This window comes from Clostridioides sp. LIBA-6822, assembly GCF_056688955.1.
In genome coordinates this window covers 2,982,088-2,995,646 of the sequence record NZ_CP196995.1, presented here as the reverse complement: position 1 = coordinate 2,995,646, position 13,559 = coordinate 2,982,088, and the positions used below count along the sequence as shown (strand labels likewise).

12 protein-coding genes are annotated in these 13,559 nt (G+C 27.4%); 8 read left to right on the top strand and 4 right to left on the bottom strand.

What is annotated here, in order from left to right:
- The first annotated feature begins 199 nt into the window (after window positions 1-199).
- The 8 genes from ACTG48_RS14570 (at window position 200) to ACTG48_RS14535 (ending at window position 8,660) form a co-directional block, all read left to right on the top strand.
- Entirely contained in the window at window positions 200-907 is a 708-nt protein-coding gene (locus tag ACTG48_RS14570) for a response regulator transcription factor (protein ID WP_479917229.1), read from the top strand.
- Entirely contained in the window at window positions 901-2,211 is a 1,311-nt protein-coding gene (locus ACTG48_RS14565; protein ID WP_479917228.1) for a sensor histidine kinase, read from the top strand. The genes ACTG48_RS14570 and ACTG48_RS14565 overlap by 7 nt, the downstream gene beginning before the upstream one ends.
- A 116-nt stretch (window positions 2,212-2,327) precedes the next feature.
- The gene (locus ACTG48_RS14560) at window positions 2,328-3,011 is read left to right on the top strand and encodes an ABC transporter ATP-binding protein (RefSeq protein ID WP_021385402.1); all 684 of its coding nucleotides are present in this window, start codon (window positions 2,328-2,330) and stop codon (window positions 3,009-3,011) included.
- Complete coding sequence (locus ACTG48_RS14555; RefSeq protein ID WP_479917227.1) at window positions 3,004-5,391, top strand: ABC transporter permease; 2,388 nt, start codon at window positions 3,004-3,006, stop codon at window positions 5,389-5,391. The genes ACTG48_RS14560 and ACTG48_RS14555 overlap by 8 nt, the downstream gene beginning before the upstream one ends.
- A gap of 270 nt (window positions 5,392-5,661) precedes the next feature.
- Complete coding sequence (locus ACTG48_RS14550; RefSeq protein ID WP_479917226.1) at window positions 5,662-6,804, top strand: pyridoxal-phosphate-dependent aminotransferase family protein; 1,143 nt, start codon at window positions 5,662-5,664, stop codon at window positions 6,802-6,804.
- A 23-nt stretch (window positions 6,805-6,827) separates the two neighbouring features.
- Window positions 6,828-7,352: an ECF transporter S component gene (locus ACTG48_RS14545; RefSeq protein WP_021385547.1), complete on the top strand. Its 525-nt coding sequence runs from the start codon at window positions 6,828-6,830 to the stop codon at window positions 7,350-7,352.
- Between the two features lie 99 nt (window positions 7,353-7,451).
- Window positions 7,452-8,270 (top strand): DUF6597 domain-containing transcriptional factor, encoded by an 819-nt coding sequence (locus tag ACTG48_RS14540; RefSeq protein WP_479917225.1) that lies wholly within the window; start codon window positions 7,452-7,454, stop codon window positions 8,268-8,270.
- Between the two features lie 78 nt (window positions 8,271-8,348).
- On the top strand, window positions 8,349-8,660 hold the full coding sequence (locus ACTG48_RS14535; protein ID WP_479917224.1) for an antibiotic biosynthesis monooxygenase family protein: 312 nt from the start codon (window positions 8,349-8,351) through the stop codon (window positions 8,658-8,660).
- 99 nt (window positions 8,661-8,759) lie between these two features.
- Here ACTG48_RS14535 and ACTG48_RS14530 read toward each other — a convergent pair whose 3' ends face one another.
- From ACTG48_RS14530 to recX, 4 genes are all read right to left on the bottom strand, one after another.
- The gene (locus ACTG48_RS14530; RefSeq protein ID WP_479917223.1) at window positions 8,760-10,763 is read right to left on the bottom strand and encodes an alpha-amylase family glycosyl hydrolase; all 2,004 of its coding nucleotides are present in this window, start codon (window positions 10,761-10,763) and stop codon (window positions 8,760-8,762) included.
- A 152-nt stretch (window positions 10,764-10,915) separates the two neighbouring features.
- Window positions 10,916-11,113 carry a hypothetical protein gene (locus ACTG48_RS14525; protein ID WP_479917222.1) on the bottom strand — a complete coding sequence of 66 codons (198 nt, stop codon included), beginning with the start codon at window positions 11,111-11,113 and terminating at the stop codon, window positions 10,916-10,918.
- 132 nt (window positions 11,114-11,245) lie between these two features.
- Entirely contained in the window at window positions 11,246-12,355 is a 1,110-nt protein-coding gene (gene tnpB / locus ACTG48_RS14520) for an IS200/IS605 family element RNA-guided endonuclease TnpB (RefSeq protein ID WP_479917221.1), read from the bottom strand.
- A gap of 620 nt (window positions 12,356-12,975) precedes the next feature.
- On the bottom strand, window positions 12,976-13,413 hold the full coding sequence (gene recX / locus ACTG48_RS14515) for a recombination regulator RecX (protein ID WP_479917220.1): 438 nt from the start codon (window positions 13,411-13,413) through the stop codon (window positions 12,976-12,978).
- Window positions 13,414-13,559: the final 146 nt, after the last annotated feature.

Below are 13,559 nucleotides of genomic sequence, written 5' to 3'. Positions count from 1 at the left end.
AATCTTAGATACTAATAAAAGAGCAAAGGTAATTAGTTATATAAATACTAATGCCCTTTGTTTTTTTTGTGTTTAAGTATATTTATAATTAAGTGAAATCCAATTAATAACTTATGAAATATTTATAAATTGATAAATAAAATGCTTTTACTAGTATGATATAATTTAGCTAGTATGTATGATAATGGAGGATAGAAGGATGAATAATATATTACTTTTAGAGGATGATAAATCTTTAAATAGGGGAATTAGTTTTAAACTAAAAAAAGAAGGATACAATGTTTTTAATGCATTTAGCATAGAGGAAGCAAAAAATATTTTCGTAAAAGAGGAGATAAATTTAATTATTTCCGATATAGGTCTTCCTGATGGGAGTGGTTTTGATTTTTGTGAGGAGATTAGAAATAAAAGTGATGTATATATAATAATGTTGACAGCCCTTGATGAAGAAGTGGATATTGTTACAGGATATGACTTAGGTGCAGATGATTATATCACAAAGCCATTTAGTCTGATGGTATTAATATCAAAAGTGAATGCATTTATGAAAAGGGTAAATACAGTAAAAAATTATACTTTATTGGTTTGTGATGATTTATTTTTTTATTATATAGAAAATAAGTTGATTATAAAAACAAATGATAAAGAAGAAGAGATAATTTTAAGTAAAACGGAAACTAAACTCTTAAGATATTTGATGGAAAATTCAATGCAGACATTAACTAAAGAACAACTGTTAGAATCTTTATGGGACAATAGTGGAAATTTTGTAGATGATAATACGATTGCAGTAAATATAAGAAGACTTAGACAAAAAGTAGAAAAAAATCCATCTGAGCCTAAGTATATAAAGACAGTAAGGGGTGTTGGATATATGTGGGGGGAAAGGAGTATAAAAAAATGTTAAAAAGTATGAATGTCAAAGATAGCTTGAGTATGAAAGATGATTATATAATGAGAAGAGTTATTGTATGCTCTATCTTGTCTGTACTAATAGTAACGCTTGTATTTATACTCTTTGAATATAATAGATTACATAAATTATATGAATATCAAATAAGAAATACTCAAAGTATTGCTGGGATATTGATTGAGAAATATCCAAATGATGAGATAGATATAGTAAAATCTATTTACAATTCTGATTATAGTAAGGTGGCTATTGGAGAAAAAGCATTTAAAAAATTTGGATATGGATTAGAAAATAAAATGTCAAATGATAAAAATTTTGGACTATATTTAAAATCCTTTTTTAAAGAATCAGTTTCTGTTTTTGTAGTAATGTTTATAGTTGTTACAGGTATAATATATTATTTTATAAGATACATAAATAAAAGATTGAGTAAAATTTATTTTATAGTAGATAAGATGTCACAAGAAAATTACTTGAAGGATTCTACTGAGTTAGAAGATACTGGTTATCTAGTAGAATACAATGAGTATTTTAAAGAAGGTACATTTAGCAAGATAAATAACTGTTTATATGAGCTGAATAGAAGTTTAAAGATAAAGTTTATTAAATTAGAGAAAGAAAAAGAAAGTGTAAAGTCATTAGTAACAGATATTTCCCATCAACTAAAAACTCCTTTAGCATCATTAAAATTATATAATACATTGCTTATAGAAGAAGACTTAGAGGAAGACGAAGCTCAAGAGTTTTTAGTAACTAACAAAAATTCTATAAGTAAATTAGAAAGCTTAATAAATTCTTTAGTTAACATATCAAGGCTAGAGATTAGCATGATAAACATAAAAAAAGAAGATAATGATATAAAAAATACTATTTTAAATGCTGTAAAAAGTGTGCTTCCAAAAGCTAAGAGTAAAAATATAACATTAAATTTAAATGAATTCAATAGTAGAATTATACCTCATGATAAAAAATGGACTGAAGAAAGTATTTTCAATGTATTAGATAATGCTGTAAAATACACACAAATGAATGGGGAAATAAATATATCTGTAGAGGAAACTGCCAATTATTTTAAAATTATAATAGAGGATAATGGTAGTGGGATTAAAAAGAGTGAATTTAATAATATATTTAAACGTTTTTATAGAGGTATCTCTGAGGAAATTGAATCTATAGAAGGTAGTGGAGTAGGATTGTATCTAAGTAGAAAAATATTAGAAGAACAGGGTGGAAATATTATGGTTTCTTCTAAAGTAGGGGTAGGAAGCAAGTTTTCTTTGTTTCTTACAACTATGTAATATTAAATGAAAGGAAAATGTAAGCCTCTACATTTATTATATAAGTATAGACAGCTCCAAAAAATAAAGAGTAATAAAAAATGGGGTAATATAACTTAGAATGAGAGGGAAATTTTATGAAAATACTATACACTGAAAACTTATCAAAACATTATGGAGCAGGAGAAAGTTTAGTAAGAGCTTTGGATAATGTTAACTTAGAAATAAATGAAGGTGAATTTGTTGCAATAATAGGAAAATCAGGTTCTGGAAAAAGCACGCTTTTACATATGATTGGAGGACTTGATATACCTACATCTGGGAATGTATATATAGATAATAAAAATATATTTACATTAAAAGAAGAAGAACTTGCTGTATTTAGAAGAAGAAAGATAGGATTTATATTTCAAAGCTATAACCTAATCCCATCTCTTAATGTGTGGGAAAATGTAGTATTACCAATCGGTCTAGATGGTAGAGAAGTGGATGAACATTTTATAAAAGAACTTCTAAAATCATTGGGACTTGAAAATAAACACGATGTTTTACCAAATACATTATCAGGTGGTCAACAACAAAGGGTAGCAATAGCAAGAGCTTTAGCTACAAGACCTGCTATAATACTTGCAGATGAACCAACTGGAAACCTAGATTCTAAAACATCTGATGAAGTTATGAGTATTCTAAAGTCTATGTCTAAGAAATACAGTCAAACTTTAGTTATGATAACGCATGATGATAGTATAGCTCAAATGGCTGATAGAGTTATATTTATAGAAGATGGTAGGGTATCAAAGGTTGGTGGTAAAAATGATTAATACTACTAAAATAGCAAAAAGTAATCTAAAGCAAAATAAATCAAAAAGTATTTTAATAATAATCACTATAATACTTTCAACTTTAATGCTTTCATCTATTGGAATTTATATTATTGATGCAGGTACATATCAAAAAGAAAATACTATAAAGTATTCAGGTAATTATCATGGTGTATTAGCCAATGTAGACGAAAAACAAGCTAATATATTGAGTAATCATGCAGATGTAGAATTAACTGGTGAAATGAATGGAGTAGGTTTTGAGAAGCTAGAAGATGATTCAAATATTTCTCTAGCATACATGAATGAAGATACTTTAAGATTAAATAACTTTGAGTTTGTCAAAGGTGAGTTACCAACAAAAGAGAATGAAATTGTGTTGGATAGAGGGGCTTTAAAAGCACTTGGTTATAGTAATAAAAATTTAGGTGAAAAGATAAAAATAGCTTATAATGACTATAAAAGTGACAATAGAATTGAAAAAGAGTTCATTATAACTGGAATTTTAAAAACTAGTGAAATATCTGAAGCAGGTAAATATTATTCTGCTATTATATCAGAAACATATATGAAAAATACTAGAGATATGTCACAAGAAGATTTTAATATATATGTAAAATTAAACGATAAAAGTAATTTATCGATAGAACAAGCTAAATCAAGATTAAATAAGATTGCTAATGATATAGGGTTGGATACGATTAATGTAGTTGTAAATGAAAACTATATAAATGCTTTAAAACCTGATATGGAAATAATTATGGGTGGAGTTTTTGTAGGGTTAGTAATCGTATTGTCTAGTATTTTAGTAATATACAATATATTCTATATTTCAATAGTTACAAAAGTTCAAGAATTTGGAAAGCTTAGAGCAATTGGTGCAACTAAAAAACAAGTAAAAAATATAGTATTTAAGGAAGGTTTTATCTTAGCAGGGATTGCAATACCAATAGGAACAATTTTAGGTTATGCGCTTGCAAATATTATAATAAAATTAGTTATGGATATGAATGTAAAATCATCACAATTACCAGTTATATTATTGGTTGTAGTAATAAGCTTTATGTCTGTTGTGTTATCACTTTTAAAGCCAATGAAAGTAGCATCAAAAGTATCTATAGTTGATGCAGTAAGGTATACTGGAAATAAAATAAGTAATAAAAATAAGAGAAAAGGTCATAAAAATATAAATTTAAATAGATTATCACAAGCTAATTTAGAAAGAAATAAAAAGCGTACTTACATGACATTGGTATCTCTTATATTGAGTGGAACTATATTTATAACAGTATCAACTGCCTTAGAAAGTTTTGATGCTGAGAAGATGGCAAGAGCAAATTTTCCTTATGATATAGAAGTTAGGCTTTCTGGTTATGAAATGGATAGTGATAAAAATCCTAAAAATAATTTGAATATTTTGCAAATGAATAATCCTTTAAGTAAAGACTTTTTAAATCAAATAAAAAATATAGAAGGAATTAAAAAAATAGAGTCTGCAAGTAGTATAAAGGTTGGAATGGATGATTATGATGTTGAATTTAAACATGACCTTTTACAAAGTGTAGATGAAAATGATGTGAAATCATTAAATAATAATTTAGTAGATGGGAAAATAAATTTTGAAAAACTGCAAACAGGAGATGAAATAATAATTACTCATGTTGATACAGCAAAAGAAATGGGAGTAAAGGCAGGAGATAAAATAAAATTAACTCTATATGATGGAGATAAAGTAATAAAAAAAGAATTTAAGGTTCAAGCAATAGCTATGGGGTCTCCGAGCTTTGGTATAGGAAAAGATTTTATAGATAGAACTTTGAAAAATGATTCAACAAGTAGTTTAGGAATATATACGGAAGAAGGAAAGTATCAAGAAATAAAAGATAGCATAAAGAAAATAGCTAAATCTAATGGATTTCTAGAAACTGATTTTTTAGATAGCAGAATAGAGTCAAATAAAGCTGTGATTTCATTTATAAAAATAATGGGATACACTTTAACAGGTATAATAGGTGTTATCGGATTTATGAATCTTGTAAATACAATGATAACTAGTATAGTTACTAGAAAGAAAGAACTTGGTATGCTTCAAGCCATTGGTCTTACTAATAAACAATTAATAAAAATGCTTAACTCAGAGGCTATATATTATACTTCTAGAATGATGATAGGAAGTATTTTATCTGGAGGAATATTAGGATATATTGCTGTTATATTCCTAAAAAAGACTGGCTTATCTTATGCAACATATGCTTTACCAATAGTACCAATCCTATTGATGGCTGTATGTATTATTATAGCTCAATTTATAACAACTTATTTAATAGGAAAAAGTTTCAATAAAGAATCACTTATTGATAGAGTAAGATATAGTGAATAAAGTATGGATATTTAATGGATAGTTTTTTAGTAATAAAAATAAGCACACAAAAAAATAATCAAATAGATTAAATTATATAGATACAGAGCAGACAATTAAAATAATGTTTGCTCTGTATTTTTTGTGCAATCAATAGCTATGTCTAATAAATGGATATTATTCATATCAGCAAATGTATCGGTACAATTTCAAAAAAACATAAAATTGTACCATATAAAATGAAAATTTTGTATAATAAGCGTATATAAAATAAAAAGGAGCTGAATATATATGAACAATAAAATTAATTATGCACCAGGACCAACAGAAACTAGGGAAAATGTAAGGTTAGCAAGAGCAGAGAAGACAACAAACCCAGATATAGATGTTGATTTTATTGAATTTTATAAAAAAACGTGTGAAAAGTTTGGTAATATAGTTGGTACAAAAAATGATGTTTACATATTGAGTGGTGAAGGTATATTAGGGCTTGAAGCAGCTTGTGCATCACTTACAGAAAAGGGAGATAGAGTCCTTGTAATTGATAATGGTATATATGGAGAAGGTTTTAAGGATTTTGTAACAATGTATGGTGGAGAGTATGTGCTTTTTTCAAGCAAATATACAAAAAGTATAGATGTTGATGAATTAAAGGCATTTTTAGATAAAGATAGTAACTTTAAGTATGCAACAGTTGTACACTGTGATACTCCAACTGGTTTATTAAACGATGTAAGTAAAATATGCCCATTACTTAAGGAATATGGGATATTAACTGTAGTTGATTCTGTAGCAGGTATGGTTGGAGAGAGATTAAATGTAGATGAATCTAAAATAGACATAATATTAGGTGGTTCGCAAAAAGCTATCTCTGCACCAGCAGGTCTTACTATAGTTGGGATAAGTAAAGATGCGAAAAATTGCATAAAGAATAGAAAAACAGATGTAATAGGTTTTTATTGTAATTTAAATATATGGGAAGGTTATTATGAAAAAAAATATTTTCCTTATACAATGCCAATAAGCGACATAATAGGTCTTGATAAAGCTCTTGATAATATATTAGAAGAGGGAATAGAAAAAGTATTAGATAGACATGAAAAAATAGCTTATAGTGTCAGAAAATCTATTGAGGAATATGGTCTAGAATTATTTTTAGAAGAAGGATATTCTAATACAGTCACAGCTATAAAAATTCCTGAAAGTATAGGAGCTTTAAAACTTACCAATTACATGCTTAAAAATTATAATACACTTGTTGCAACATCATTAAATCAATACATGGACACTATTTTAAGAATAGGTCACATGGGGGAAAATGCTAATCTAAATAAAATAGAGCACATACTAAATGTTTTGGATAAGAGCATAAGTGCATTAGGATTTAAAGGAAATGAAAGTTTGTTAGATTTATTTAATAAGTATTATTTTTAATAGATAGACAAGGGGGATGAAGCATGGAAATTACAGCTAAACAAAAATTTACTACAAAAGACATGGTGGAAACTTCACTATTAATAGCTTTAGTATTTATTGCAACTAAATTTATAAATATAAGGTTGCCAATATCTATAAATGGTGGACTTGTTCATTTAGGAACAGCGATGTTATTCATATCAGCGATAGTATTTGGAAGTAAGAAAGGTGCCTTATCGGGTGCTATTGGTATGTCGCTTTTTGATTTAATATCTGGATGGACTCTATGGGCTCCATTTACTTTTATAGTTAGAGGTATTATGGGTTATTTACTTGGAAAGATTGTATGGGCAAATGGCAAGAATGGAAATAATTTTTTAATTAATGTAATAGGTGTAGCTGTCTCATCAATTTGGATGTTATTTGGATATTATGTAACAGAGGTTATACTTTATGGCAATTTTGTAGTACCTCTTACTTCAATACCAGGTAATTTAATGCAAGTATTAATAGGTCTTATAATAGCACTTCCTATTTCTAAAATATTGAAAAAATGTATGAAATGATAGTAAAGTAGATTAAAATTTATGATAGCATAAATTATATTGTATAATATTAAGGTGAAGTACATAATAAAAATATTTTAGGATAGGGGCTAACTCAATATGTTATCAGTTACAAGATATTCAGTTAGAAATGCTCGTTTAAAGCCGTGGGTAAAGTTTATTTGGTATCTTAAGACAGATGAAAATATATTGTTAAACAATAAGTTACTACCCACAGATAGTATAGATATTATTCTTAATCTTTCTGATATTATAGAATATAAAATTGAAAACCAAAACTATACAACTAGTAATATACATTTTAATGGAATAAGAGATAAACATGGATTTATTATTCAACGTGGAAATATACGTGTTATGGGGATTTCTTTTTATCCATTTGGTCTTTATCCATTTTTAAAGATACCAATTTCAGAGTTTAATAGTCAAATTGTCGATTTAGAACAAGTATCAGAGGTCTTTGCAAAAAAATTGGAAGAGTCATTAAATAAAATATTATCAATAGAAAAAGCAGTCTTACATTTAGAAGAAGTATTATTATCCATATTAGAAGAAGGGTTAATTGAAAATAAATCTGTAAAGCTTTTGAATTCATTTATATATGGCAATAGTTCTAATAATGTAAAATCATTTTGTGATAATATGAATATAAATATTAAAACCTTGGAAAGAAGCTGTTTAAAGTATACTGGGTATACACCTAAGATTCTAAAGAGAATATGCAGATTTAAAATGGCAAGTAATCAGCTCATTCATACCTATAAAAATAATGAACTTTTTGATTTTATTTATGAAAATGAGTACTATGACCAAGCACACTTTATAAAAGAATTTAAAGAATTCTCAGGGACATCACCAATTAAATTTATTAGTGAGAATAAGACTATTAAAGAAAATATAAGGTATAGTTACTTGTAATTACACTGTCGATTTTTTACAATACCTCTAATTTAGTTTTTGATATGATATAAGAAAAATAAATTGGAGGTTTTGTATATGAAAATTATTACAGAGATAGTGGAATTTAGTGTGGAAGAAAACTTGTCAAAAGACGAGTTTATAGAGATTGTAAATGATTTAGAAATGAAATTTCATTCTATACAACCTGGTTTTATTGATACAGAGCTTTTGTATGATGAAAAAAGCCAAAAATGGATTATGATACAACATTGGGACTCTATGGAAGACCTTAAGAATTCTTCTAGCAAGATGTTTAAGGATTCTTCAACTGAGAAATTTAGAAAAGCCTTAAAAAGTCAAACTGTTAAAATGAACATAATGCCACAAATTAAAAGCTGGAAATTATAGTATTAAATCTAAAAAGTAATTAAACCACAAGAAAATAAATTAGCCAAATAACCTTTTGTATTAAAATTGTTATTTGGCTTTTAATATATATTTTAATATTTAAACATTATCATCTAAAAAAACTATTGCTGTACGAGAGGCAACAGGTAGTTTTGAAGATGGTGGGGCTGAACTAAAGTATACATTATAGTCTAGTAAATTTTCTTTTTTTGTATTTCCTCCAAACTCTATCATATCAGTACTTAGTATTGTTTTATAGTTTGTATTTTGAAATTTTGAAATATCGACTGACTGTATTAGATTAGGATGGAAATTAAATATAAATAAATATTTGCCCTTACTGTACACTAAAAGTTTTTTATCATTATCCATATGTATAAGTTCATAGCTATTTTGGATAAAAACATCACCGTATTTTGTAAGTTCAAGCATAGCATTATCAAAGTTTAATAATTGTTTATATTTTAAAGTATCATTTTCTGAAAGGTTCCATTGTCTTCTAGCATACTTATAACTCCAATTATTTCCTTCTCGTGGAAAATCAATCCATTCAGGATGTCCAAATTCATTTCCCATAAAATTTAGGTAACCTTCACCAGCTAAAGAAAAAGTTATTAATTTAATTAGCTTAATTAGAGATATGGCTCTATTGATAACATGGTTATTTGAGTCTATTTCCATGTTCCAGTACATTTCCTTGTCAGCCAACCAAAAAATAATTGTTTTGTCACCAACTAACGCTTGGTCATGAGATTCACAATAACCTATATTTTTTTCACCAGGACGTCTAGTTGTAAGCTCATACCACATTTTACCTAAATCCCAGTTTTCATCAGATAAGTTAGAAATAGTTTTTATCCAAAAATCTGGTACTCCCATTGCAAGTCTGTAGTCAAATCCTATTCCACCATCTTCTATAGGTATACACATACCAGGCATTCCGCTCATATCTTCTGCGATACTTATTGAATTAGGTTTAATCTCTTTTATTAATTCGTTTGCAAATTGGAGATATGTTATGGCTTCAATATCTGTATTCATGCTAAAATATTTTTTATAACTATCAAATGAAACTCCAAGACCATGGTTATGATATAACATTGAGGTTACACCATCAAACCTAAAGCCATCAAAATGGTACTCATTTAACCAAAATTTTATGTTTGAAAGTAAAAAATGGATTACTTCGGGTTTACCATAGTTAAATAGCTTTGTACCCCAAGCAGGATGATTTCCTTTTGAACCTGAGTGGAAGAATTGATGTTCACTTCCATCAAACTCATTTATTCCCTCCAAAGTATTCTTTACAGCATGAGAATGAACTAAATCTAATAAAACAGCAATTCCCATAGAATGAGCAGTATTTATGAGATTTTTTAAGTCTTCAGGAGTACCAAACCTAGATGAGATTGCATAAAAGTTTGAAACTTGATACCCAAAAGATGCATAGTATGGATGTTCCATAATAGCCATAAGCTGAATAGTATTGTATCCAGATTTTTTTATTTTAGGAAGTATATTTTCAGTAAATTCACTATACGTTCCGATAGATTCGTTTTCAGTAGCCATGCCTATATGACATTCATAGATTAGTGGAGAAGTTATGCTTTTTAAGTCAAATTCATTATCAGTCCAGACAAATGGAGTTTTTGGTTGCCATATTTGTCCATTAAATCCACCAAAATCCTTTTGAATTACTCTTTTTATATATAGTGGTATACGGTCAAATGTTTTTCCATTTGCAGTTACTTGTACTTTTACCTCTGATTTGTGAGGTAAGCTATCTTTACCAGGAATAAATATCTCCCAATTACCAGAACCAACTTTTTTGAGAAGATGAGATTTTCTATTCCAATTATTAAAGTCACCAATTAATGATAAACTGTCTGCATTTGGAGCCCATTCTCTGTAAAACCATCCATCATTTGTTTGATGAAAGCTATAGTAAAGGTGAGCATTTGCAAAAGAATTAAAATCTTTATAGTTAGTTAATATTTTTGATTTCACATCTTCATAGTGTTTCATTCGCTTTTTTATATCAGACTCAAATGGTTGCAGGTATACATCAATGTCTAAAATTTTAAATCTTTTTTGACTTTTCATTTTATTTCTCCTCCATAATAAATATTACATCTAAAAAATAATATTTATCTCATACTATCTTCTCTATATAATTGATATATATTATATAATCCTAATAAAAAGCTTAAACCACCAATGATTAATTTCATAATTTACCTCCTTAGTATTTACACTTATATATCATATTCATCGAAATTTAAAAGTTTGTTTAAAACTCTTTTAATAATATCATAATCAAAGCCTTTATAGGAAAGATGTTGAGAAATTTTTTGATATATTTTCTTTTTATCTTCCTTCTTTACCCTTTCAAACCTTTTTTTTGCTAGATACATAGCATTTTCAAATTCAGTATCCTTATCCAATTCAGACACAGCTTCCTGAACCTCCCATGACTAAAGTCACAGGGTTCCTGCTTCATAGAATTTTGCATACTAAAATATGTCTTACCAATTCTCCACAAGCTATCCCCGTAGTTCCTACGGTTCTTACATAAGTTATTTATTTTAAACTGTTATTAGTCTTAGTCCTTCTTTTAGTATATTTATACTCGCATTTATATCTCTATTGTGAGTTACATTACAACAAGGACAAATCCATTCTCTTATATTTAAATTCTTAACTTCCTCGTTTTTGTACCCACATTTATTACATATTTGTGAACTTGCAAAGAATTTACCTACTTTTACAATTTGTCTACCATACCAATTAGCCTTGTATTCTAATTGACGGACAAATTCTGACCATGACACATCAGAAATTAAACGAGATAGTTTACGATTTTTAGTCATATTCTTTACTTGTAAATCCTCTATGCAAATAATATCATTCTCTCGTATTAATTTAGTAGATAGTTTTTGTAGAAAATCCTTCCTTTGATTAGCTATATGTTCTTGAAGTCTTGCAACTTTTAATCTTGCTTTATTTCTATTTAAACTACCAATTGTTTTTCTCGATAGTTCTCTTTGTAATTTAGCAAGTTTGTTTAATGACTTTAGAAGATACTTAGGATTTTCTATAAATTGTCCACAACTTGAGATACAAAATTCTTTAATTCCTAAATCTAAACCTATCTGATTATTAGTATTTTCAAAAGCTTTAATATCTATATCAGTACAACATAATGATACATAATATTTACCACTTGGTTCTTTGGATACTGTAGCATTAAGTATTCTCCCTTGAGGTACTTGTTTATCCCTTACTTTGACCATACCAAGTTTAGGTAATTTTATATATTGACCAAGGTGCATAATATTTCCATTTGTAAAGTTAGTTCTATATGAAAATCTATTAGTTTTCTTTGATTTAAATTTAGGAAATCCTACATTTTCTTTAAAGAATTTTTTATATGCGTTTTCTAAATCTTTTAAGGTGTTTTGTAGTGAAAATTTGTCAGGTTCTTTAAGCCACTCTAATTCTCTTTTTAAATTGGTCAAATCAGAACTGCACTGTTTATAAGTAAAAGTTTCTTTATTATTTTCATAAACTTCTATTTTTTTAGCAAGATATTTATTATATACAAATCTACAACATCCAAAAATTTTGCTAATTAACTCTTGCTGTTTTTTATTTGGATACATTCTAAACTTATAAGCTTTTTCCACTACTATCACCTCACTTTAATTGTTTTTTATGATTATTAATATACATATCCGAGTAACTTCTATTTTTCATCACCCATTATAATATTAACAAACGTAATTATTTAAAACAATTATTTGGAAGGTTTTTATATTTATTTCTAAATAACATATGTAAGAACCGTAAGTTCTAACTTTTATCATTTTTGAGGTTGTCGTTCACATAAGTTCGCTACTACCTATGCAGTTCTCTTATGAACTTCTTACATTTTCATGCAAGCACAGACTATATCTTATCCTTCGGCATTATCCGTTAAGGTCTACCCACTTCCACTACCAATAGCTTGTAGTGTACTTCCCTCAAGAGGAATAGTCGTTGAAGTTTCTCCTATTCGGAGCTTACCTGCTGATTGCCCATTTTAAAGTACTTAGGGTTTAACCTTATACCATCTAACCAATTTTTTCTACTTTCGTAACTTTCACACTTAGGTTTATTTCATCCTTATGTTTTAGTTTAGTTAGCTTTAGGGGTTTCCAGCAATTCAAGTAGTATTGGATAGGTTCTTTCCTATCTCTACATATAAGTTTCCCTATATGCTGACTACTTTAGCTACTAACTCACGACTAAAGTCACGAGTGTGCGTAGCTATTTTTTAATCAATTGTACTTCTATTGATACCTTTATTATATAGATTTTGCTTAATTCTATTTTTACCACATCTATTTAAATTAACATTTGTATTAACTATTTTTTGAGCTAATACACTATCATTTACGAGATTATAATTTTTAAGAAAATCTATAACTCTATCAATTATGTTTTCATCAAATTCTGCTGATAACTTTTCTTTTATTTTTTTTTCAGACTGGTCAGCGTGAGATAAAATATTTAGTGCTTTATTTTTAGCTTTTATATACATCTCATCATCTAAAAGAGGTTTTAATTCCTCTTCATTTATTTCATTACCCTTTTTTAAATTGAATGTATAAACAAGTTCTTTAAATATAGCAATAAAAAATTTATCATCTACATAAATATTAACTCTATCATCATTTCTTTTTTGTTGTTCTATCTTAGTAATTGTGCCCATAAATCCTCCCTTTTTGTATGTAATTATATTAACAAAAGCAACTAATAAAATTTAATAAAAAACTTACATTTATATGTTATATTTTATCAAAATTAAGACAAAATAGTAAAAAGTTATTTTTATTAAAAAGTAAAGTAAAAACATGT

Excerpts from the sequence above, each read along its gene's own strand:
- ACTG48_RS14555 (WP_479917227.1), top strand. The coding sequence starts at position 3,004 with ATGATTAATACTACTAAAATAGCAAAAAGTAATCTAAAGCAAAATAAA.
- ACTG48_RS14550 (WP_479917226.1), top strand. The coding sequence starts at position 5,662 with ATGAACAATAAAATTAATTATGCACCAGGACCAACAGAAACTAGGGAA.
- ACTG48_RS14560 (WP_021385402.1), top strand. The coding sequence starts at position 2,328 with ATGAAAATACTATACACTGAAAACTTATCAAAACATTATGGAGCAGGA.
- recX (WP_479917220.1), bottom strand. The coding sequence starts at position 13,413 with ATGGGCACAATTACTAAGATAGAACAACAAAAAAGAAATGATGATAGA.
- ACTG48_RS14530 (WP_479917223.1), bottom strand. The coding sequence starts at position 10,763 with ATGAAAAGTCAAAAAAGATTTAAAATTTTAGACATTGATGTATACCTG.
- ACTG48_RS14565 (WP_479917228.1), top strand. The coding sequence starts at position 901 with ATGTTAAAAAGTATGAATGTCAAAGATAGCTTGAGTATGAAAGATGAT.
- ACTG48_RS14540 (WP_479917225.1), top strand. The coding sequence starts at position 7,452 with ATGTTATCAGTTACAAGATATTCAGTTAGAAATGCTCGTTTAAAGCCG.
- ACTG48_RS14535 (WP_479917224.1), top strand. The coding sequence starts at position 8,349 with ATGAAAATTATTACAGAGATAGTGGAATTTAGTGTGGAAGAAAACTTG.
- ACTG48_RS14570 (WP_479917229.1), top strand. The coding sequence starts at position 200 with ATGAATAATATATTACTTTTAGAGGATGATAAATCTTTAAATAGGGGA.
- ACTG48_RS14545 (WP_021385547.1), top strand. The coding sequence starts at position 6,828 with ATGGAAATTACAGCTAAACAAAAATTTACTACAAAAGACATGGTGGAA.